We start from the raw sequence: 23,001 nt of genomic DNA, 5'->3' as shown, positions 1-23,001 counted from the left end.
TCTCTTTGCGGATGTTATGGGGTATAATCGACAAAAATTGTTGCAGGTGAAGCGCGTGAGATCTATGAAAATAACGCTGCGGCTTCGAACGACGGTTACTTTAATGATCGGGCTCATCGTTGCCATTGTTCTTTTGATCGTATACATCATGTTTGGCGTGAAATTCTCCGAGCAGGCCCGTAAGACGCTGGAGGACAAGGCGCTGACCGTTGCCCGGACGGTGGCGGGTACGCCCGTCGTCATTGAGGGTCTGACCGGAAAGGGGGATTCCGGGCGCATCCAGGCTTATGCCTCCCGGGTCAGTGCGGTCAACCATGTCCAATTTGTGGTTGTCATTGATATGGAGGGAATCCGTCATTCCCACCCGGATCCGGACCGGATCGGCAAGCATTTTACCGGTGGCGACGAAACGGAAGCCTTGCGGGGCCAAGAGAAAACTTCCATCGCCAAAGGCTCTCTCGGATATTCGGTGAGGGCGTTCTCTCCGGTCTTCGGGACGGATGGAGAGCAGATCGGGGCCGTTGCCGTGGGCATCCCGCTTGGCAGCGTACAGTCAGCCGTAAAACAAAATCAATGGATCATGTATACGGGGATACTGGTCGGCGGGTTAACGGGAATCGCCGGAGCGGTCATGCTGGCCTGGAAAATCAAGCGGATGATCTTCGGCATGGAACCGGGCGAAATCGCCAAGGTACTGGAAGAACGCAGCGCCATGCTGCAATCGACCAAAGAAGGCATTCTGGCGGTGGACCGTGAATCAAGGATAACCCTGATGAATATGGAGGCCAATAGGCTGATGGGCAGCGTCGGATTGACCCAGGATCCGCTTCACCAAAAAGTCGGGCAAATCTGGCCTTTCCTGCAGATGGACCGGGTGCTGGCCGACGGTCAGCCCTTGCAGGATATCGAAGTGGAGCAAAACGGGATTACGCTTCTGGTCAATATCGTTCCGGTCAAGGTCAAGGGGAAGATCGAAGGCGCAATTGCCACGTTCCGGGACAAAACCGAAGTCAGTCTGCTGATCGAAAGATTATCGGGAATTTCCTTGTATGCAGAAGCGCTGCGGGCCCAGACGCATGAGTTCAAGAACAGGCTGCACGTCATTATGGGGCTGACGACCATGCGTCAATATGAACGGCTGGAAGAATATTTAACCGATCTTGTGCAAAATAGCCATACCGAAGCGGATGCGGTGGTGAAACAGGTCAAGGACCCGGTCATGGTCGGGTTCTTACTTGGCAAGCTCAGCCGGATCAGGGAAGCGGGTGCTCAACTTCTTATGGCAGCGGACGGGGGATTGCCCGAGCCGGATCAACGTGAAGTGTCGCGGGAAATGGTTACAATCGTCGGCAATCTGCTTGACAACGCGCTGGAGGCCGTATCCGGCGTCGACGACAAGACGATTACGTTAGGCTTCAAATACGAAGACGGCGGGCTTACCCTTAAGGTTCGGGACAATGGAAGAGGCATTGCCAAAGAAGCCGGGGAGCGCATGTTTGACCAGGGGTATTCCACCAAAGGAAGGGACAGGGGAATCGGGTTGTATCTGGTGAAACGCAGCGTCGGCAAGCTTGGCGGAAGCATCCGGTGGGAGAGCATGCCCGAGGAAGGAACGGAGTTTACGGTGTTGTTACCTTATATGGCAAAGGTTTGAGGATAACGATGATAAAGGTATTGATTGTGGAAGATGATCCAATGGTTGCGGAGATGAATAAATTTTATCTGTCGCAGACAGAGGGGTTCATCGCGGCAGGCTCCGCCCGTTCGGCGGAAGAAGCGCTGGGTCTGCTTTTGAAGCATTCCTATGATTTGATCCTTCTGGATATTTACATGAAGTCGGGCAACGGATTGGAGCTGTTGTCCGAAATCCGGCGCAGAGGCATAAAGGTCGATGTGATAATCATCTCCGCGGCCAGCGACAAGGGTAATATTCAGGAGGCCTTGCAAAACGGGGTGGTGGATTATTTGATCAAACCGTTCGAGTTCTCCAGATTTCGTACAGCGTTGGACGGATACAGGGAACAAAATAAATTATTCAGGAACCGGCAAAGCTTAAGCCAATCGGAGCTGGACAAGTTTGCGAGGTTCAAGCAAGACCGTGCGGGTTCGATGGAGCTTGGCAAAGGATTTACCCGTCAAACGCTGCAGACGATCTGGACTGCACTGGAATGCGGCGACAGCGATTCGTTCTCCGCGGATGAGATTTCGGCGAGGTCCGGGATATCCCGTGTTTCGGTAAATAAGTATCTGGTTGGACTGGCGGAGTTGGGGATTCTGGATATGGAGCTGAGCTATGGGCATATCGGCAGACCTGTTCAGAAATACAGGATTTCGCAGAATGGCAGAACCTTGATTATGCAGTATATCCGCTAGAGCCGGGCGAAGTAAGAAAACCATAGGATTAATTAAAGGGTAAAGCTTGGGCGTGGGAGGAAATGCATTGGAAACGAACGGTTTGAGGATAAACGAGGTGGTCGAGACGACAGGATTTGAACCTGCGACCTCTTGCTCCCGAAGCAAGCGCTCTACCAAGCTGAGCCACGTCTCGACGAATGTAAGGTCTGTCGGTATCAAATTATACGCCTGCCCAAAGGGCCTGTAAAGAGTCTCGAACGCGAAATGTTTACGCTTTCTTGTCCGCTTGACGGGCCTGCCGTAAAGTGTCCGCATTGACAGGACACGCGGGTCTGGCTATACTGGAAATGTTAAAAAAAGCAAAGCGGATAAATCATTGATGAAATGGAGTACGCCGGAGCATGGCTCCCCAGAGAAGAGGTTCCTTTACGGTATGCGTAATGGCTGCGAGAACCTCGAGGACAGACCGGCGGAAAGCTGATTTCGGAGTGCGGGGCAATCCCGCCGGGGGCGCCCGTTAACAGCCGCGACAAGGCGATCGTCCGCAATTCTTTCCATTGCAGCACGGGGAGAGGACGATAACCAGGGTGGTACCGCGATAATCATCGTCCCTGAATTTCATTCAGGGGCGTTTTTGTGCATCCAGGCAGCAATGCCGGATGAAGATCAATACGAAAACGGGGGCTGTACACAATGAAAGCTAGTGAAATCCGTTCCAAATGGCTGAAGTTCTTTGAGAGCAAAGGCCACAAAATCGAGCCGAGCGCATCGCTCGTGCCGCACAACGACCCATCTTTGCTGTGGATCAACGCCGGCATGGCGCCGCTGAAGGTGTATTTCGACGGCCGCGAAGTGCCGGAGAATCCGCGTATCGCCAACTCGCAGAAGTGTATCCGCACCAACGACATCGAGAATGTCGGCAAGACGCGCCGGCACCATACCTTTTTCGAGATGCTGGGCAACTTCTCAATCGGCGACTACTTCAAGGAAGAAGCCATTACCTGGGCCTGGGAGTTTCTGACCGGCAAGGAATGGATCGGCTTCGACGGCAACCGGATTTCCGTAACTGTCTATGCCGAAGACGAAGAAGCGTATAGACTGTGGAATGAAAAAGTCGGCCTGCCGCCGGAACGCATCATCAAGCTGGGCGACGAGAACTTCTGGGATATCGGCGAAGGCCCTTGCGGCCCTTGCTCGGAAATCTTCTACGACCGCGGCGAAGCGTACGGCAGCGACATGAGCGATCCGGAAATGTATCCGGGCGGGGAAAATGAACGCTGGCTCGAGGTCTGGAACCTCGTGTTCTCGCAGTTCAACCATAATAAGGACGGCAGCTACACGCCGCTTCCGAACAAAAACATCGATACCGGCGCCGGTCTTGAACGTTTGACCTCGATCCTGCAGGATGTGGACTCGAACTTCGACACCGACCTGTTCCAGCCGGTGATTCAAAGAACGGCCAAGCTGGCCGGCGTGAATTATAAAGACAATCTGGAGCAGGACATTGCGCTCAAAGTGATTGCCGACCATGTCCGCACCGTTACCTTTGCCGTCGGCGACGGCGTGCTGCCGTCGAACGAAGGCCGCGGCTACATCATCCGTCGTTTGCTCCGCCGCGCGGTGCGCTACGGAAAAACGCTGGGTCTGGATCGTCCATTCCTGTTCGAGCTGACCGAAACCGTCGGCGAAATCATGGGTGTATACTATCCGACCGTGGTGGAGAACCGCGAATACATCGCCAAAATCATCCGTTTGGAGGAAGAACGTTTCCATGAAACATTGTCCGACGGCCTGGCGATCCTCAGTGAAGTTTCCGCCAAGGCGAAGGAAGACGGCGTAGGCGTTATCGCCGGCGCGGATGCCTTCAAACTGTACGATACGTACGGCTTCCCGTTTGACCTGACCGAAGACTTCGCGCTGGAGCAAGGCTTGAGCGTCGACCGCGAGGGCTTCGATGCCGCGATGCAGGAGCAGCGCGACCGCGCCAGAGCGGCCCGCCAGGATAGCGCCAGCATGAAGATTCAAGGCGGCGCACTGGCCGAGCTGACCGTGAAAAGCGAGTTTGTCGGCTATAATGACCTGGTAACCGAATCCAAGATCGCCGCCATCGTGGTGGACGGTGAACTGGCCGAGATTGCCGGCGAAGGCGCCGAGTGCCAGGTAATCCTCGACACAACGCCTTTCTATGCGGAAAGCGGCGGCCAGGTGAGCGACACCGGGATCATTACCGGAGGCTCGGTAACTGCCAAAGTCAATGGACTGTTCAAAGCGCCGCACGGCCAACCTGTCCATCTCGTTACGGTGGAAGCCGGCGAGCTGAAGGTTGGAGATACAGTGCGCGCTGAAGTAAACCGCGAAGTGCGCGAAGATATCGTCAAGAACCACACGGCGACCCACTTGCTGCATAAAGCGCTGAAGGAAGTGCTCGGCACGCATGTCAACCAGGCCGGATCGCTTGTAGAAGGCGCACGCCTGCGTTTCGACTTCTCGCATTTCGGCGCGATTACGCCGGAAGAGCTGAGCGACATCGAGCAACGCGTCAACGCGCAAATCTGGCGCGGGCTGGACGTCGTGATCGAGAACAAGCCGATTGACGAAGCAAAAGCGATGGGCGCCATGGCGCTCTTCGGTGAAAAATACGGCAACATCGTGCGTGTGGTCCAGGTCGGCGATTACAGCCTGGAGCTGTGCGGCGGCTGCCACGTGAAGAACACCTCGCAGATCGGCATCTTCAAGCTGGTCAGCGAAAGCGGCATCGGCTCCGGCGTGCGCCGGATCGAAGCCGTTACCGGCCGATTTGCCTACCAGTTCACCGAAAGCCAGCTGGATGTGCTGAAGCAAGCCGCCGGACTGCTCAAGTCCTCGCTGAACGACGTGCCTAAGCGCATCGATGCGCTGCATGCCCAAGTCCGCGAGCTCTCCCGCGAGAACGAGTCGCTGCAAGGCAAGCTGAGCGCGACCTTCGCGGCTGAGCTGACCGGTAACGTGAAGACGGTTGGCACAGATACGCAGCTTCTTGCAGTGAAGGTAGAGGCCGGCAACATGGATGCGCTGCGTTCTACGGCCGATGAGCTGAAGAATAAGCTGCCGGAAGCGGTGCTTGTGCTCGGCGCGACGATGGAGGACAAGGTAAACTTCGTCGTATCGGTACCGCAGGAGCTGGTCAAGAAGGGCTTCCACGCCGGCAAGCTCGTCAAAGAGATCGCTGCAGTCTGCGGCGGCGGCGGCGGCGGACGGCCGGATATGGCCCAGGCCGGCGGCAAAGACGCCTCTAAGCTGGGCGAGGCGTTGGCCAAAGCGGAAGAATTGGTGGCTGCACTGGCATAAAGGCATAATTTTCGCCGGAAATGCCTAAATTAGTGATAAGCAATACGCATAATGGATGCGGCGGTACTGAGGCTTTCATCTTGGTACCGCCGCTTTATGCGGCGTTCAAGCATTTTTGCGAACATACAGCGTTTACAAGTTTATGCAATAGCCCGAAAAGCCAAAAATATCAAGTTTTTTGTAGACGAAATGCCAAAAAAAGCGTTATTTCCGCGGGAGGATTTCCTCGCGGGGCCATGAATATGTTATGATGAAGGCAGCACGTACGCTACAGCAGCAACACTGCGAAGCCGCCCGCTTTCGGGTGATTTTGCGAAAAGGAAGGTGTCACAAATGGACTCCATGGACAAAACGGTCAAATTCAATGTAAGGGGCGACGAAAAGGAAGCTTCTCCCGAAGAGATACTGCTCGCCGTATACGATGCGCTGGTCGAAAAGGAATATCATCCCATCAACCAGATCGTCGGGTACCTTCTTTCCGGAGATCCGGCTTACATTCCGCGCCACAATAATGCGAGAAGTTTGGTCCGGAGGAAAGAACGTGATGAGCTGATTGAAGAACTGGTCCGTTTCTATCTCGACAATCACCGGGTGGAACGTCAGAAATGAAGAAGCTGGGACTTGATTATGGCGACCGGAGAATCGGCGTCGCCGCTAGCGACATCTTCGGATGGACGGCCCAGGCTTTGGAGACGATCGAGCGCCGCGGCAACGACAACGAGTTCGAGCGAATTGAAGCACTGGTGAAAGAGCATGAAATCGGAGAAATTGTGGTAGGATTGCCGAAGAACATGAACGGCTCAGTAGGACCCCGTGGTGAAATATGCATGGAATTTGCCGACAAGCTGCGCGAGCGGCTAGGCATACCCGTACACCTTTGGGATGAGCGTCTGACAACGGTATCCGCCGAGCGGGTGCTGATTGAAGGGGACGTCAGCCGGAAGAAACGCAAAGGGATTGTGGACAAAATGGCCGCAGCCCTGATACTGCAAAATTTTTTGGATGCTAATAGTAAAAGGTGAGGGGTGCGCTGAAATGACAAACGAGCGGATTGGCCAAGAAGAAGAACCGGAAATTATCTATATTCCCGATGAGGAAGGTAATGAAGAGGAATTTGAGGTCATCATGAAGTTTGAAGTCGACGGTTCGGATGCCAAATACATGATGGTGGTTCCGCTGGATTCCGAAGACGAGGACAGCGATGAAGTATACGCGTTCCGTTATGAGGAAGACGGCGACGATCTTCAGCTGTTTATGATCGAGGACGACGAAGAGTGGGAGATCGTTGAAGAAACGTTCAACACGCTCGTTGACGAACTTGACGGAGGCGCGGAGAATGACTGAGTATTCCGCGGACCGTACGGTTTGGACCTCCAAACTGAAAGAGGCCTACGGGGAAACGGTGGAACTGGAGGATGAGCGCGGCAAATCTTCCGTTTATCATATTGATGCCGAGTTCGAAGTGAACGGACGAGGCTATGCGGTGCTGACCGGAACCGGTAAACTGGCGGAGCAGGAAATTCTGCGGATCGTCACGTCTCCGGACGGGTTGCCCGAGCTTGAGAGCATTGACGACGACGAGGAATGGGAAGACATATCCGAGTTGTATGATGAATTGACGTTCCCGGACGACGATGAAGTATAGCCGTCCGGGTAACTACATTTAAACGTTAGGGAAGAGGGCGGATTTTTCCGCGCTCTTTTTTTCCAAAGCCCCACTTTGTGGGGTTGTTTCACGTTAAATACATTTTTTATATATTGAATTTAAGATGAATGCGATTTATACTAAAATGTCGGAAAGTGAGGAGTAACCCTTGAAAGCCGCGATACGCGTCGTACTTATTATCATTCTTTTACTGGTTATTGCCGTCGGCGGTGGCGCCTGGTATGTCTGGAACGGAATGCAGCCTGTGAAGCCTGCCGGCCAGGCCGTTACCTTTACGGTCGAAAAAGGCATGGGCAGCAGCGAGATTGCCGATTTGCTTCAGGATCAGGGGCTGATCCGCAATGCGCTGTTTTTTAAAGGCTATCTGAAATGGGTGAATGAAGGTTCCAGTTTTAAGGCGGGAACGTATGAGGCAGCCCCCGGCATCACGTATGACGAACTGATCACCCGGCTGAACGCAGGGGATATCGTCAAGGCGGAGACCGTCGTGTTTACGATTCCGGAAGGCTACACAGCAGTACAGATCGCCGATAAACTGTCGGCCGCGTGGAACATCAAGCCGGAGACCTTTCTTGCGCTGATGGATTCGGGCGAAGGGCTGCAGGCCGTGGAATCGCTCGGCATCCCGAAAGATGATAAGCTGCGTCACCGTCTGGAAGGTTACCTGTTCCCCGAGACGTATGAGCTGGCCAAAGACAGCACCCCGGAACAGATTATCGAGGCGATGCTGGAGCAGCTGCAGAAGAAGCTGGATAGCATTCCCGATTATAAAAGCAAGCTGGCGGCGCGCGGCATGACGCTGCATAAGCTGCTGACCGTTGCGTCCCTTGTAGAACGCGAGGTCGTCGTCAATGAAGAGCGGCCGATCGTAGCCGGCGTTATCTACAACCGGATCGATAAAGGCATGAAGCTGCAGATCGACGCTACCGTTCAGTATTTGCTGGACAAGCAGAAGGAGCGCCTGCTGGAGAAGGATTTGCAAGTGGACAGCCCTTATAATACGTACAAGAACGAAGGACTTCCGCCGGGACCGATCAGCAGCCCGGGTCTCAAGTCGATTGAGGCGGCGCTGTCGCCTAAGGCTTCGGAGTATTATTATTACGTAACGAAGAAAGACGGCTCGCAAAGCCATCTGTTCGGCAAAACCTATAAGGAACATTTAGCCAATATTCAAAAAAGCGAACAAAATTCGCAGTAAGCGGAGGGTGCAACATGGATAACAAACCGGAGCTGCTGGTGACGGCAGCCTCGCTACAGGAGGCGTCCGCGCTGCTGGATGCGGGAGCGGATGCGCTCCTGATCGGCGATGACCGTTTTGGCATGCGGCTCGCCGGGCATTTTACCTTGGAGGATACCGCTGAAGCGGTCCGTCTGGCTCACGCCAAAGGGGCCAAAGTCTACATCGGGATGGGCGGCATCATGTCCAACCGGCTGCTGGATGAGCTGCCTGCTTATGTAAAAGCGGTTGGCGAGCTCGGCGTCGACGGCATCGAATTCGGCGATCCCGCGGTGCTGGCCGCGGTAAAACGCGAAGCGCCGGAGGTTAAGCTGCATTGGAACGCAGAGATGACTTCCACTAACTATGCCACCGCTAATTATTGGGGCACCAAAGGCGCCACGCGGGTCGTGCTGGCCCGGGAATTGAACATGGACGAAATTACCGAAATGGTGCCTATGCTGAAGGTTGAAGCGCAGGCTCAGGTACACGGAATGACCAATATCTATCATTCCAAGCGCCGTCTGGTCGCGAGCTACATGTCCCATCAGGGGCGTGCAGTCGAAGGCGACCTCGGCAAAGAACGCGGCTTGTTCCTGATCGAAGCCGAACGCCAGGACGAGAAATTCCCGATCTACGAAGATATCAACGGCACGCATATCATGAGCTCCGACGATATCTGCATTCTGGAGGATTTGCATATTCTGATGGCAGCTGGCGTGCACAGCTTCAAGATCGAAGGGCTGCTCAAACCGACCGCGTACAACGTGGCCGTGGTCAAAGCGTACCGTAAAGCCATTGACCTGTATGCCGCCGATCCAGGCGGGTACGCCTTCGACGAGTCGTGGATGGAGGAAATCCGCGCCTTGCAGGACCCCGAGCGGAACCTGTCGTTCGGCTTCTTCTATAAAGAGCAAGTGTATTAAAAACAGCTCCACAAAGTGGGCGCATCAGCTTCGCGTCTTTTTCCAATACTTTGCGTGAACCCGAAGGACACGCAAAGGGGGGCATTTAATAAAGAAGTGGCTCAGTTTATAAAGATTTTCCGTTTTGTACCAAGGCGTAGCGGCGAAGAGGAAGTTTGGAGCCGGAGGAGCGAGAGCGTCCGCCTTTAGAATCGGATTTCAACCGCGATTAGCGGTATTAATCAAGAAATCCGATTATAACAGCGGCCGGAGGCCCAAATCTTCCCGCAGCTGCGGAGTGCCCTGTTACCAAGAGGTTATCTTTTTAACGTGAGCTCACGGAGAGGAGAACAGGAATTGGAAACCATGACAACACCCAACTTGAAGGGCAAGCGTTACCGTCTGGATAAACCGGAGCTCCTGGCTCCGGCAGGCAATCTCGAAAAATTGAAATTTGCCGTGCACTATGGCGCGGATGCGGTATATATCGGAGGACAAAAATACGGTCTGCGTTCGAACGCCGACAACTTCAGCTTTGAGGAAATGCGCGAGGGCGTGGAGTTTGCCAAGAAATACGGGGCCAAAGTATTCGTCGCCACCAATATTTACGCCCATAACGAGGATGTCGAAGGAATTGAAGAGTATCTGCGCAATCTGTATGAGGCCGGCATCGCCGCCATCATCGTTGCCGATCCTGCCATTGTTGATGTCGCGCGACGCCTCGTGCCAGGACTGGAGGTGCACCTCAGCACCCAGCAGTCAACGCTGAACTGGCAGGCGGTATCCTTCTGGAAGGAAGAAGGCCTGCCGCGCGTCGTGCTGGGCCGCGAAACCAGCCTAGAGGAAATCGCGGAGATCAAGCAGCATGTCGATATCGAAATCGAAAGCTTCATTCACGGAGCGATGTGCTCTTCGTATTCCGGCCGCTGCGTGCTGTCCAACCATTTTACGGACCGCGACTCGAACCGCGGGGGCTGCTGCCAGTCCTGCCGTTGGAAATACGATCTGTTCGAAGACGGCCGGCCGGAAGGAACATGGGTGTCCGAGGAAGAGCAGGCGACGGCCCAAGCCTCGCCGCAGCCGCTGCAGCCGGGCGTAACGCAGCTGCCGCTGTTTGCGCCGGAGGACAATCAGTTTACAATGGGCTCGAAGGATCTGTGCATGCTCGAGCGCATTCCGGATCTGATCGAAGCCGGAATCGACAGCTTCAAGATTGAAGGCCGGATGAAGTCGATCCACTATGTGGCGACGGTTGTCAATGCGTACCGCCAGGCGATCGACGCATACATGGCCGACCCGGAAGGGTATGTCATGAAGCCGGAATGGATGCAGGAGCTGCAGAAAGCGGCAAACCGGCCGCTGAACACCGGATTTTTCTATGATACGCCGGACCATGAAGACCATATCTACGAGCCGGAAGAAAAAGCCGCGCCGTACGATTTTGCCGGACTGGTGCTTGAATACGACGCGGAGACCGGCACAGCGCTGGTGCAGCAGCGAAATCACTTCAAGCCGGGGCAGGAAGTGGAATTTTTCGGCCCGAATCATACATGGTTCAAGCAAACGGTTGGCGAGCTGTGGGACGAGGAAGGAAATGCGCTTGATGCAGCCCGTCACCCCCTTCAGCGCGTGCGCATGAAAGTGGATCAGCCGGTAGCGTATTTCGACATGATGCGGAAGAAAAAATAAATTCGAGTAAGAGGGTTATTCTAGCAAATATTGCGGGAATATCCCTCTTTTTGTGATATAATCGGTTCCGGTGCAAAAAAAGGAAATTATATGAAACTGGTTTCCTAAAATTACATAGGTTTTCCGAGTAACACGACCAGATTTTTAGGGTGTAAATCTTTAAAAAAAGCTAAGTAAAAAGTCCTAATCATCCGATATAGTACTTAGTGAACGCTTACATACGTCTTCTATTCTAACAGGTGGGTGATGGGCATGGGTGCACTCGGTGATGGAAATCGTAGGGACGAGCAGAAAGGGAGTAGGATCAGTGTGAGGAAGAACAGAGAAAAGCCGACGATTGTGAAAGAGAAAAAAGCAGATCGTAAAGGTGAACAAAAACAGCGCAGAAACAAAGAATCTCGCGGAACATCCAAATTATCCTTTTCGGGAGTGTTGAACGGCTCGGTACGTCAGGTCAAAAAAGCGAACCCCGTCAAATCGGTGGGCGTGAAGCTATTCCTGATTTTTCTGGCCTCCATTGTCGTAGTTGTCCTATTGCTGGGGCTGCTCTCGTACAACAAGGCTAAAAGCACAATTAAAGAGAATGTTTCGGAAGCCAACCATCAGACCATCGTCCAAACCGCGGACAAGATGGATATTCTGTTGAAGCAATATGAAAATATGGCGATGCAAATTTACTTCGATACGACCGTTCAGACGGAGCTGACCAACCTGGCTACCGCGCAGACGGCGTATGACAGCTTTGTCGCCACGGATTCCATCAATAAAAAGCTGGCCAGCCAGGTAGCTGCGGATTCGAATATCCAATCCATTAGTCTGATTCCATCGACGCCGGATTCCACGATTATTTCGAGCGGGATCTCCAGCTTGACCATGGATAAGGTGTGGGAGCAGGCCTGGTACAAAACCGTGGTTGCGAATACCCAGAAATATCAATCCTATTACAGCGAAGATGTCAAAACCTCGCAAAATTACTGGTTCTCCACCTCGCTTGACGGCGAAGGCAAAAACATCGCCATGGTGCGGGCGCTCAAGAGCATGTCGGGCAACACGGAATATGTCGTCCTGATGGAGCTCAAAAGCTCGGTGCTGGAGCAGGCCTTCAAGAGCGTCGATTTCGGCGAAGGCTCGCAGATCCAGCTGGTGACGCCTGACGGCAAGGTAGTCGCTTCCTCTGTTCCGGAAGAAGACGGACTGGATTCGAACCTAACTTTTATTAAAGACAGCAAGATGAGCAACGACAGCATCGAAGCGGAGAATGCCAAGGGCAAAAATGTGCTGGTTGTATACAACCCGTTGGCTCGTGCGGACTGGAAGCTGGCTGGCCTCATTCCGACCGGCGAACTGGTCAAAGCAGCCAAGCCGATCCTGTCCACAACGTATTTGATCTCCGCCGTTGCGGCGCTTATGGCGATTCTGCTCGGCATCCTGATGGTGCGAATGATCGCCAGACCGCTGTCCAACCTGAAGGACCTGATGGTCCAAGGTGCGAAAGGCGATTTGAGCGTCCGTACAAAGTATGTGTCGAGGGACGAAATCGGACAACTCTCCAGCTCCTTTAACCTGATGATGGAGCGGATTACTGATTTGGTAGCGCAGACGACGGATACAGCCCAGGAAGTGCTGTACACCGCAGGCGAGCTGAGCGAAGCATCCCGCAAGACGGCGATCTCGGCGAAGGAAATCGCCGCAGCCACGGAGGAAATTGCCGGCGGCGCAGGCAGCCTAGCGACCGAAGCCGAGCGGGGCAACGAGCTGACCGAACTGATCGGCACGCAGATGCAGAACGTCATCGCCGCTAACACGGTGATGGACGAAGCGGCGCGCAGCGTCGGAGAAGCCAGCGGCGAAGGAGCGAAGCAGCTGGAAGTGCTGCTCACGCAAACGGCGCATACGGGCGAAATGACCAACGCGCTTGTCGAGCGGGTCAACAACCTGAAAGAGACGGTAACATCGGTCATTAAAGTGCTCGATGTGATGAAGAATATTACCCAACAAACGAACATTCTTTCGCTGAATGCAACGATTGAAGCGGCACGTGCAGGCGAAGCAGGACGCGGTTTCATGGTTGTCGCGAATGAAGTACGCCAATTGGCTGACCAGTCGAAGCAGTCGATCGCCCTTGTCGCGGGCATTACAGAGAAGATCATGACGGAAATGAATGAAACGGTTACAGTGCTCTCCGACGTGGCGCCGCTCTTCAAGGAGCAGATGGCTTCCGTCAAGAACACCAGCGATATTTTCCTCTCTGTCCGGGAGCAGATGAATGAGTTCATCGCCAGCCTGGGAACCGTTACCGGAGCGATCGACAGCCTGAACCATTCACAGGGCGTGTTGTCCGACTCCATGAGCAACGTAAGCTCGGTAGCCGAGGAATCTTCCGCCACCTCGGAAGAGGTAGCTTCGCTCAGCAGCGAGCAGCAAAATGTGAGCCAGCAGCTCGTGGCCTTGTCCGGCAAGCTGGAAACCGCCTCGACGCAGCTCAAGGACAAGCTGTCGCTCTTCACGTTCTAAACGTACGATTTCGCCTTAAGCAAGCCGCTCCTTCCAGCGAAGGGGCGGCTTTTACGTTTTGGAGTGTATAAAGGTCCGGAGTGATAAGGTCATATACTAACTTGTTAGGTAAATGTTATAATAATTAAATACGTTAGGAGGAAGCCCCGAATGGCCAAAAAGGTATCCATGCAAACCATTGCCGATCATCTCGGCGTATCCAAATTTGTCGTCTCCAAGGCACTTTCCGGCAAAGGCGGAGTCAATGAAAGCACAAGAGAGCGGGTCATTCAGGCGGCAGCGCAGCTCGGGTATTTCACCCAGAAAAATGCATATCCGCAGCAGGCGAAACGCGCACTGCCTACTTCGGGAGGCGAACGCAGGAAACAGTCCGTGCTGGTGCTGATGCCCAATATCCGCGCCCAGACCCAGGATTCACTTTATTGGGGAAAAATTATCGACGGCATTGCGCTGGCCTTGAACCGCGAAGGTCTCGGAATGGTCATTGTTTCGGATGACCGGGCAGACCATTTGGTGACGCTGCTGAATCCCGAGGGGCTGCTCGGCCTGATCGGCGTGGGAGAAATCTCGACGGCTCTGCTGCTGGAAGTACGGCGTATCGGCTTGCCGATGGTGCTGATCGACCACGAGGATCCGCTGATTCCAAGCGACACCGTATTCGCGAACAATACGGATGCGATGAACCGGATCGGCAATCATTTGATCGGTACCGGGCATAACCGTCTGCATTTTATCGGAGATATCCGCTATTCGCGCAGCTTCCGCGACCGCTGGATCGGCTTCCGCAGCGCGCTGGAGGAATACGGTAAACCCGCGCAGGCCGGCAACGACGAGATGCTGCTGCTTGAAGGAATGGAGAACGGGTCGTTCGTGGACGGCTTCAGCCGATGGGCCGACCAGCGCATCGGCGGCGGAACGCTTCCGACCGCACTGGTCTGCGCCAATGATTTTGTTGCTTTGAACGTCAGCGAAGTGCTGAAGTCCAAGGGCTTGCGTCTCCCGGCTGACGTCACGGTTACGGGCTTCGACAACATCGAGGACGCCGCTAGGGGGATTCCCCCGCTGACGACGGTGCATGTGCCGAAGGAAGCGATGGGACGCTCGGCGGTGGAGAAGCTGCTGAGCCGGATCGAGAACCTGGCTGCGCCGTTCGAGAAAATATTGATCGCCGCCGATCTGGTTCACCGCGATTCCGTTGCGGAGCCGCGGAAAGATGAACCGCGCCTGCCGGGCAGCAGTACGTAAGATTAGCCGTGAGGATATTTCACGGCGCAATGCAAGCTAAAAAGAGCAACCTCGCCTGCCGGTTACGGCGCGGGGTTGCTCTTTTTCATATCATCAAACGTTACAGCTTCAGGTTGCTGTCAATCAGGTTGATGCGCTGCTGCACGCAGGCATAGGAACGGAGCGGATCCTCCGGCGTGTTCATCACGTAATCCAGCATTTGCTCTACGGTGGTGGTGGCGACATGAATGCGGGTGTCGGAGGAGGCGTAGTAGATATAAATCTCGCCGTTCTCCCGGGCAATGGCGCCGTTGCAGAACACTACATTGGAGACATCCCCGACCCGTTCCTCGCCTTCAGGAGCGATAAAATGGCCGCCGGGCGCATAAAGCACCTTTTCCGGGTTCGCAAGGTCGGTCAGGAATACGTACAGCACGTAACGGAGTCCGGCGGCGGTGTTGCGGACACCGTGGGCAATATGTAGCCAGCCGCGCGGAGTTTTGATCGGTGCCGGGCCTTGGCCGTTTTTGACTTCTTTAATGGTGTGGTAGTAGCGGCGGTCGATAATCGTTTCCTGCCCAACTACGGCATGCTCAATCGAATCCGACAAGCCCCAGCCGATGCCTCCGCCGGAACCGGCGTCGATAAAGCCGTCCTGCGGCCGGGTATAGAAGGCGTATTTGCCGTCCACGAATTCGGGGTGGAGCACGACGTTGCGCTGCTGGGCGGAGCCGGTCTTCAGATCGTCAAGCCGTTCCCAGGTTACCAGGTCTTTGGTCCGGGCAATGCCGCATTGGGCGACCGCGCTGGACAAGTCTCCGGGAGGCGCATCCGGATCTTTGCGTTCGGTGCAGAACAGGCCGTAAATCCAGCCGTCTTCATGTTTGGTCAGGCGCATGTCGTATACATTGACGTCAGGCTCTTCCGTCTCCGGCATTACGACCGGATGATCCCAGAAGCGGAAGCCGTCCACGCCGTTTGCACTTTCGGCAACCGCAAAGAACGATTTCCGGTCATTGCCTTCGACGCGTGCAACCAAGTAAAATTTGCCGTCCAGCTCAATTGCACCCGGATTGAAAACGCCGTTAACCCCGATCCGTTCAGCAAAATAAGGATTGGTCTGCGGGTTAAAATCATACTTCCAGACGAGCGGCGCATGTTCGGCGGTAAGAACCGGATGGCTGTACCGGTCGTAAATTCCGTTGCCATAAGGCATTTTTTCATTTGGACGAGTAATAAGTGCTTCGTACCGCTGCGTCAACTGCTGCTTGCGGGATTCAAAAAGAGTGGTCATTATTGTGCTCCCTCCAATTCGGTTTCTTTCAGACGCCGGATCATTTCATAGCAGGCCCGGCTGTTGTGATAAGGGCATTTCCAGGCGCTGACTTTCGGGGCATTCGCTAGCGGACGGCGGTGTTCATCCACAGCCCAATACCATTCGCCGAATTCACGGTCGATGATATGCTCCTCGATAAAATTCCAGCTGGCTGCCGCGGCATCGCGGAAGCGTGCTTCGCCCGTCAGCTGATACGCGTTGTAAAAGCCTACGACAGCTTCGGCTTGCGGCCACCAGTCGTTGTTGCGGTCTACCAGTCCATGGGCTTCCATCTCGTTGCGCAGCCCGCCGTCTCCATCAAGGCCTTCCTCCAGTGTTGCTTCAGCCATCGTTATAGCGACCTTGCGCGCCCGCTCCAGAAGGTCTTCGCCGCCGAGCACTTCCGCCGCTTCGACCAGCAGCCAGCTGCCTTCGATATCATGTCCGTAGGACACGATGTCGGATTTAACGGTCCAGTCGTCATCCTGGAACAGGTGGAAATGCCGGCCCTTGTCGTCGATAATGCGATCGATCATGATTTCGGTCAGCAGCGTCAGCTTGCCCCGCAGCGCGTCGTTGGGATAGACCCGGTACAGGCCGGTATAGCCCTCCAGCACATGAAGATGCGTATTCATGGACTTCTTGACGTTCATGTCCTTGGCACTCAAAGACAAATCCTCCGTCGGACTCCAGTCCGCAGCCAAAGCTTCGATATAGCCGTGATGCACGGGGTCGTAAGCGTATTTCTCCAGCGTCTCAAACAAACCGGCTGCCGTATTGAGCGCTTCTTCGCGTCCGGCTGCATGATGATATTCCGCCAGTGCATAAATGACGAACGCCTGGCCGTAGACCTGTTTTTTGGTCTGGGAAGGGACGCCTTGCGCATCGACCATCCAATAGAATCCACCATTCGTTTTGTCGGCAAAATGCTCCATCAGATAAGCGTAAGCCCGGTCGGCCATTTCGAGATATTCCGGCTGCTTGTAGATGCGGTATGCGCTTGCAAAAGCCCAGAGAATCCGCGCGTTGAGCACAAGGCTTTTCTCGGCGCCTTCCACCACATTCATCTGATTGTCGATTTCGCCGACGAATCCGCCGTTCTTGGCGTCCAGCGTATGCTTCATCCAGAAATCAAGGATGTTGGCTTTCAGCACCTGCTCAAGCTGTTTCAGCCATGGTTCGGGTAATAGAGTCATTGCGGGTCGCTCCTGTCCAAAATAACTTTGTTATTTTGTTATTATAATAGTGTTAGAAAGTAATAACATTATAGTTCAGTTATACCCCTTTTTTTCCGTTATTTCAAGACGGAAGAGAGATTGTTTTGTTAGAAAAAGAACCAAGGCGTTTGTTTTCGACATCATTCGCCTGCCCAATAAAGTCACAGCACTAGACAGCCCGATAAGTTATCATAAATACGATCATGTACGATGGTTATTAATGGAAGCGGGGCGCCGCGATAATTGCATGATCATTCGCGCCTCTTAAAGCGCGGTACTGAATATTGTTGATCTGGCGGTGAATGTAATGGGTAAATCTTCGGGAAGTACACGTTTTTTGGACAGGCTGAATCCATTGAAATCGATCGGCGTTCGGCTGTTTCTGGTCTTTTTTATCGCAACGATGGGCATTGTGCTTTCGCTCGGTTACACTTCCTATTCCGTTGCCAAACAAACCATTGAGAATAATGCATTGGCTGCCAATGAACAGACGGTTCGTCAAACAGCGGATAAGCTGGATGTTATCCTGCTGCGTTACGAAGACCGTCTGGCTGAGCTTTTCTACAACAAGGAAATTCAAAGCGCCGTGGCAGGAGCAAAGGCGGATGACGCGCAGCAGCGGCTTACGAACGGGCTCAGCGAATGGCTGGGAGCCGGCAGCGGCATGCAGACGGTATATTTGATTCCGGCCGATGCGACCCGGTCCGTTGCCGGCGCCGGCAAAATTGATAATGCATTTATGGAGGGCATGCGGAATTCGGCATGGTTCAAGGAACTGCTGGAGAAGCCGAAGAGCCTGTGGATCACCGAGGCCCTTAAAGTGGGCGACAATTCGGGCGTGCTTCATTTCGCGAAGTCGGCGGCGGGGCCGTCCGGTAATATCGAATACGTTGCAGTGGGCGATGTCCCTGCCGTAGATTTGGAGAAAAACTTAAGCGAGGTTAATCTTGGGATGGACTCTTATGTCCAGCTGCTGACCTCCAAGGATGAACTGATTGCTTCTTCGCTGGAAGATCAGGCAGACTCCTATTTGCGGCTTGGCGGGACTCTGTTTAAGGGGCTGCAGCAGCAATCGGGTTCGCTGCCGACCAAGGATGAGCAAGGAAAATCGATTCTGGCAGTGTACGGAACGCTGAAGTCCTCCGGCTGGCGCGTCCTTGGCGTCGTGCCTTCGGAGAACCTGATCCAGGACGCGCAGCGAATCCTGAATACGACTTATATCGCGGTCGGCGCGGCGGCGGTCATTGCGATTATCATCGGCTTCGGGATGGTGCGGATGGTCTCCAAGCCGTTGTCCCGGCTCAAAGCTTTGATGTCGCGCGGGGCGGATGGGGAGCTGAGCGTACGCTCCAAGGTTGTCTCCAAGGATGAAATCGGGCAGCTGTCCGGGGCATTCAACACGATGATGGAGCGGATCTCCGAGCTGGTCGTCCATACGAGCGAAACGGCACGCGATGTGCTGGACACGGCGGATTTCCTGTATTCGGCCTCCGCACAGACGGCGCTGGCATCCAAGGATATCGCTACGGCGACGGAAGAAATCGCCGGCGGGGCCGGCAGTCTGGCGCTTGAAGTCGACCGGGGCAACGAAATTACGGCGCATATTACCGGCGGCATGGGGCAGATGATCGCAGCCGCGGGCGAGATGAGCGGACAAGCCCATGAGGTCGGGCAGGCCAGCGGGAACGGCGTTGCCCGCCTGCAGCGCCTTCTGGAGCAGACGGAATCGACCGGCGAGCTGACCGGAAATCTGGCTGCGAAGGTCAATGAGCTCCGGGAATCGGTATCGTCGGTTATGGAGGTGCTCGCAGCGATGCAGAACATCACCCAGCAGACGAACATTTTATCGCTCAATGCTTCTATCGAAGCAGCGCGGGCCGGCGAGGCCGGCAGAGGGTTCACGGTGGTCGCGAATGAAATTCGCCTGCTGTCCGATCAGTCGAAGCGCTCGATTGCCATGGCTTCGGACATCACCGACCTCATTATGCGCGACATGCACGAGACGGTCGATGCGCTTTCGGCCGTAACGCCGCTGTTCCGCGAACAGCTGGATTCGGTGCAAGAGACAAGCGAAATCTTCATTACCGTACAGGACCGGATGGATCAGTTCCTTGGCCGCCTGGACGAAGTAGGCTCCACGATGAGGACCTTAAACGAATCACAGCAAGTGCTGAGCGAAACGATCGCCAACGTCAGTTCCTTCGCCGAAGAATCTTCGGCGGCGTCGGAGGAAGTGGCTTCCCTGACGGGCGAACAGCAGACGGTCAGCGAGCATCTGGTGGAGATGTCGGGCAAGCTGAAGACGGCTTCCGAGCAGCTTAAGGAGCGGCTCGCCAAGTTCAGCGTGTAATATGGAGGGCATGGCCTCGACCTTTAACAGGGTTGGGGCTTTTTTGCGTAGAAAAACGTGGGAGAGCGTATATAATCTGACAGAATCAGCAGGACGCGCAGGTGAATCTAAGCTTCTGGTTAAACGCTTCTTTCCGTCTGTTTTGGGCTGGCATGAATTGGACATAATAATTCCGTTAAGCCGCGGCGTTGCCGCAAAATGACAGCTTAGGGGGAACATCCATTGCATAAGCTTGGCCGGAGACGGATGACCGGAGGACTGATTCTATTATGCGCGCTTCTCGCAATTTTGATGCTGCGGCTGGCGTATGTCCAGCTTGTCCTGAAGGACCGGGAGGTTCCGGGCAGAGACTATACACTGGCCCAGATGGCAGAAATCCAAAGCGAGCGGGAGACGGTACTCGACAGCGGGCGGGGCCGGCTGCTGGACCGCAGCGGCGCGCCGCTGGCCGGGGAGACGATCTGGACGGCCGCTTTTTTTCCGCGGGAGGACCAGCGGACCGCGGCTGCAGCCCAAGGCGCCGGAGAAGCGCCGATGCGGGAACTGGCCCGCGTGCTCGGCGTAACGTACGGCGAGCTGACGCTGAAGACGGCTCATCTGAAGGAGCCGCTGCTCTGGCCGGCGCCGGACGGCCGCACGCCGCTTGCGCTGACGCCGCAGCAGGCGGCGGAGGTGCGGCGGCTGGGCATCGACGGCGTCCAGGCGCTGCCTTTTGCCCGCCGGTATGAAGGCGGGGCATCCGGGCGGCAGTGGCTCGGCTATTTGTCCGAGGCCACCGGGGACACCGCGCGGCGGTCGCCGACAGGGCTTCGCGTGCCGCTTACCGGCACGGACGGCCTGGAGAAGACGCTGGAGCCGCTGCTGCAGGGCGTGGGCCACACCGAAGCCGTGGCGCAGGTGGATGCCCGCGGGAACCGGCTGAAGGGCAGCGAAATCAAATTTCGCGGGCCGGGTAATCCGTATTACCCGCTGAAACTATATACGACCATTGATAAAAAGCTGCAGGCGGAGATCGAAGCACTGGCTGGGAAGGCAGGGATTAAGGAGGGGGCCATTGTCGTCCTGGATGCGGAAAGCGGCGACATTGCAGCCATGGCTTCGCTTCCGCTCTATAATCCGGAGGAGGTGGCGCCGGAAGGCGGGCAGTGGAACAACCGGGCGCTGCAGGCGAATATCCCCGGCTCGATCTTCAAAATCGTCACTGCCGCCGCAGCGCTTGAGGCAGGGCTGACGTCGCCGGACGAACACTTCTTCTGTGCGGGTGAATACGGTAAATACGGGCTGTCCTGCGCCAAAAAAGAAGGACACGGCTCCCTCACGCTGGCGCAAGGGTTCGCTGTGTCCTGCAATACGGTATTTGCGACGCTGGCCGAGCGGCTCAGCGGCGCGCAGCTCGAGGCCGCCGCACTGGCGCTCGGCCTCGGGCGGGAGGTCGGCTGGCAGGCGAAGAACACGCTGGGCCAGCCGCTGCTCCGGCCGCTTGCCGGCGAGCAGGCCGGCACGATCTTCCGCACCCTCTTGCCGGATGACGGCGGCAAGAGGGTGCAGACCGCCATCGGCCAGCGGGACGTCACGGTTACGCCGCTGCAGGCGGCGAACCTGGTAGTCACACTGCTGCATGGCGGCGAGGTCCGTGCGCCGCGCATTCTGCGGCGCGTCGCTTTTGCGAGCGGGCAGACGCTGCGCGAGCTGCCCGGGCACCTGGCCCCGGCGGCGGCCGGCCGGATCTCGCCGGCCACCGCGAAGACGCTGCGCCAGTGGATGCGGCGCGTCGTGACCGAGGGCACGGGCGCCAAGCTGCAAGGCGCCCGCTGGTCGCTCGCCGGCAAGTCGGGGACGGCGCAGACCAAGGTCAACGGAGCGGCCCGCAACAACCAGTGGTTCATCGGGTATGGCCCCGTGGACCATCCGCGTTATGCCGTATCCGTTGCGGTGCTAAATGTCGCGCCGGGCAGCCCGCATGCCGCGACCAAGCTGTTCGGTCAAATCTTTGATGTGCTGTCGTCGCTGGAGTCGGAGCCGGCGGCAAAAGCCTGAGACACTCCATCCGTATCGCCGGAGACGGCGCCGCCCGGCGTCGACGGCTCGGAAGCAGCCGCAAACGGCGAGACGATAAATTCTTCCTTCGGCAAATAGATCCAGCGCTGCAGGTACCCTTGCGCAATCAGCTCTTTGATCAGGATGAGCAGGATCGGAGAGAGGATCAGCCCGGCCACGCCAAATGCGGAGGTGGACAGAATCACGAAGGACAACATCAGGAACGCGGAAGACACGCCGATGGAATTGCCGGTGATTTTTGGCTCGAGAATTTGCCGGACGACCAGCACGATGACCAGCAGAACCAGCAGGCCGATAGCCAGCGAAGTGTTGCCGACAATGAACAAGTAAATGATCCAGGGGATCAGAATGGTCGAAACGCCGAGCAAAGGAAGAATGTCGAAGATGGCACAGACGAGCGCCATCGTAATTTCGTTGCCGCTGCCCAGAATAAACAATCCGACCAGTACAAGCACGAAGGTGATGCTGATCAATTTCAGCTGCGCTTTCAAATAGAGGCCAATCGCCCGGAATACGTTGCCCTGAATAAACGCGTAAGCGGTTTTCAGGGTTTTTGGCATTCGGTCATGGGCAATCCGCCGCCAATCCTTGATCTCCATGCTGAGGAAAAAGGCGAGAATGATGGCGATGCCAAAATTGGCCATAAAAGAAGAAAAAGAACCAAGCATCTTAATCATATGCTCCAGCGAAACGACCAGCCAGCCGGATAGGATGTTGGTGGCATCGGCAAAATAGCCGTTCAGCTTCTCGGTAAGATCGGGCGGCAGTTTGTCGATCTGCTGCTGCAGATAAACCGTCGCATCGTTAAAATGTCCCTGGAGGATGCGGGTATACCCCGGAAGCTTCTCCTGGAATTGCAGCGCCTGCATCACGATGAGCAAGCCCGCCGCAAACAGCGTGCCAAGCAGGAGCACCAGAAACAGCAGGACGGAAATCGCCGAAGCGACAGGCTTGCCGAGCCCTTTGCGGTTCAGGAACCGGGCCAGCGGTTCGATCAGCATAAAGACGAAAAAAGAAAGGAATACCGGCGCGGCCATCTGGTACAGCTTGCTGAAGGCCAGCATCACCAGATAGACGGTAAGGATGACAAGCCCGATATCGAAAAACGTGCGCCAATATTTTTTATACAGCGGCAACATGGATGCAAACGACTCCTTTTTCTTCT

17 protein-coding genes and 1 tRNA gene are annotated in these 23,001 nt (G+C 55.5%); 14 read left to right on the top strand and 4 right to left on the bottom strand.

Annotated elements, in window-relative coordinates; genetic code table 11:
• Positions 1-64 precede the first annotated feature (64 nt).
• Complete coding sequence (gene dcuS / locus BMW84_RS11835) at positions 65-1,654, top strand: DcuS/MalK family sensor histidine kinase (protein ID WP_091068519.1); 1,590 nt, start codon at positions 65-67, stop codon at positions 1,652-1,654.
• Positions 1,655-1,662: 8 nt separating this feature from the next.
• Positions 1,663-2,373 (top strand): response regulator, encoded by a 711-nt coding sequence (locus BMW84_RS11830; protein WP_091068516.1) that lies wholly within the window; start codon positions 1,663-1,665, stop codon positions 2,371-2,373.
• Between the two features lie 98 nt (positions 2,374-2,471).
• Here the strand turns inward: BMW84_RS11830 and BMW84_RS11825 are convergent.
• A tRNA-Pro gene (locus tag BMW84_RS11825) sits at positions 2,472-2,548 on the bottom strand.
• Positions 2,549-3,048: 500 nt separating this feature from the next.
• Between BMW84_RS11825 and alaS the strand changes: the two genes are divergently transcribed.
• From alaS to BMW84_RS11775, 10 genes are all read left to right on the top strand, one after another.
• The gene (alaS, locus tag BMW84_RS11820) at positions 3,049-5,682 is read left to right on the top strand and encodes an alanine--tRNA ligase (RefSeq protein ID WP_091068514.1); all 2,634 of its coding nucleotides are present in this window, start codon (positions 3,049-3,051) and stop codon (positions 5,680-5,682) included.
• Between the two features lie 333 nt (positions 5,683-6,015).
• The gene (locus BMW84_RS11815; RefSeq protein ID WP_091068512.1) at positions 6,016-6,291 is read left to right on the top strand and encodes an IreB family regulatory phosphoprotein; all 276 of its coding nucleotides are present in this window, start codon (positions 6,016-6,018) and stop codon (positions 6,289-6,291) included.
• Positions 6,288-6,704, top strand: coding sequence for a Holliday junction resolvase RuvX (ruvX, locus tag BMW84_RS11810; RefSeq protein ID WP_091068510.1), 417 nt, complete (start codon positions 6,288-6,290; stop codon positions 6,702-6,704). Before BMW84_RS11815 ends, ruvX begins: the two co-directional genes overlap by 4 nt.
• Positions 6,705-6,717: 13 nt before the next feature.
• Positions 6,718-7,026 (top strand): DUF1292 domain-containing protein, encoded by a 309-nt coding sequence (locus BMW84_RS11805; RefSeq protein ID WP_091068507.1) that lies wholly within the window; start codon positions 6,718-6,720, stop codon positions 7,024-7,026.
• A complete protein-coding gene (locus BMW84_RS11800; protein ID WP_091068505.1) occupies positions 7,019-7,327 on the top strand; it encodes a DUF1292 domain-containing protein in 309 nt (102 codons plus the stop codon). The genes BMW84_RS11805 and BMW84_RS11800 overlap by 8 nt, the downstream gene beginning before the upstream one ends.
• 169 nt (positions 7,328-7,496) lie before the next feature.
• Positions 7,497-8,546: an endolytic transglycosylase MltG gene (mltG, locus tag BMW84_RS11795; protein ID WP_091068503.1), complete on the top strand. Its 1,050-nt coding sequence runs from the start codon at positions 7,497-7,499 to the stop codon at positions 8,544-8,546.
• 14 nt (positions 8,547-8,560) lie between these two features.
• Positions 8,561-9,490 carry a peptidase U32 family protein gene (locus BMW84_RS11790; RefSeq protein WP_091068501.1) on the top strand — a complete coding sequence of 310 codons (930 nt, stop codon included), beginning with the start codon at positions 8,561-8,563 and terminating at the stop codon, positions 9,488-9,490.
• A gap of 345 nt (positions 9,491-9,835) precedes the next feature.
• The gene (locus BMW84_RS11785; RefSeq protein WP_091069700.1) at positions 9,836-11,158 is read left to right on the top strand and encodes a peptidase U32 family protein; all 1,323 of its coding nucleotides are present in this window, start codon (positions 9,836-9,838) and stop codon (positions 11,156-11,158) included.
• 309 nt (positions 11,159-11,467) lie between these two features.
• On the top strand, positions 11,468-13,672 hold the full coding sequence (locus BMW84_RS11780) for a methyl-accepting chemotaxis protein (RefSeq protein WP_254772964.1): 2,205 nt from the start codon (positions 11,468-11,470) through the stop codon (positions 13,670-13,672).
• A gap of 150 nt (positions 13,673-13,822) precedes the next feature.
• On the top strand, positions 13,823-14,917 hold the full coding sequence (locus BMW84_RS11775; RefSeq protein WP_091068497.1) for a LacI family DNA-binding transcriptional regulator: 1,095 nt from the start codon (positions 13,823-13,825) through the stop codon (positions 14,915-14,917).
• A 100-nt stretch (positions 14,918-15,017) separates the two neighbouring features.
• On the opposite strand, the gene BMW84_RS11770 is transcribed toward BMW84_RS11775, so the two are convergent.
• Positions 15,018-16,190 carry a glycoside hydrolase family 130 protein gene (locus tag BMW84_RS11770; protein ID WP_091068495.1) on the bottom strand — a complete coding sequence of 391 codons (1,173 nt, stop codon included), beginning with the start codon at positions 16,188-16,190 and terminating at the stop codon, positions 15,018-15,020.
• Positions 16,190-17,407: an AGE family epimerase/isomerase gene (locus BMW84_RS11765; protein ID WP_091068491.1), complete on the bottom strand. Its 1,218-nt coding sequence runs from the start codon at positions 17,405-17,407 to the stop codon at positions 16,190-16,192. Before BMW84_RS11765 ends, BMW84_RS11770 begins: the two co-directional genes overlap by 1 nt.
• A gap of 358 nt (positions 17,408-17,765) precedes the next feature.
• Here BMW84_RS11765 and BMW84_RS11760 point away from each other — a divergent pair, with 358 nt between their 5' ends.
• Together BMW84_RS11760 and BMW84_RS11750 are read left to right on the top strand one after the other, a co-directional pair.
• Complete coding sequence (locus BMW84_RS11760) at positions 17,766-19,778, top strand: methyl-accepting chemotaxis protein (RefSeq protein ID WP_175498782.1); 2,013 nt, start codon at positions 17,766-17,768, stop codon at positions 19,776-19,778.
• A 222-nt stretch (positions 19,779-20,000) separates the two neighbouring features.
• The gene (locus tag BMW84_RS11750; protein WP_254772963.1) at positions 20,001-21,815 is read left to right on the top strand and encodes a peptidoglycan D,D-transpeptidase FtsI family protein; all 1,815 of its coding nucleotides are present in this window, start codon (positions 20,001-20,003) and stop codon (positions 21,813-21,815) included.
• On the opposite strand, the gene BMW84_RS11745 is transcribed toward BMW84_RS11750, so the two are convergent.
• The gene (locus BMW84_RS11745; protein WP_091068483.1) at positions 21,761-22,975 is read right to left on the bottom strand and encodes an AI-2E family transporter; all 1,215 of its coding nucleotides are present in this window, start codon (positions 22,973-22,975) and stop codon (positions 21,761-21,763) included. The genes BMW84_RS11750 and BMW84_RS11745 overlap by 55 nt on opposite strands.
• Positions 22,976-23,001 lie beyond the last annotated feature (26 nt).

This window comes from Paenibacillus sp. NFR01, assembly GCF_900111565.1.
GTDB lineage: Bacteria > Bacillota > Bacilli > Paenibacillales > Paenibacillaceae > Paenibacillus_AQ.
Note: the sequence above shows the minus strand (reverse complement) of the source record. Positions and strands in the feature narration are given on the sequence as shown.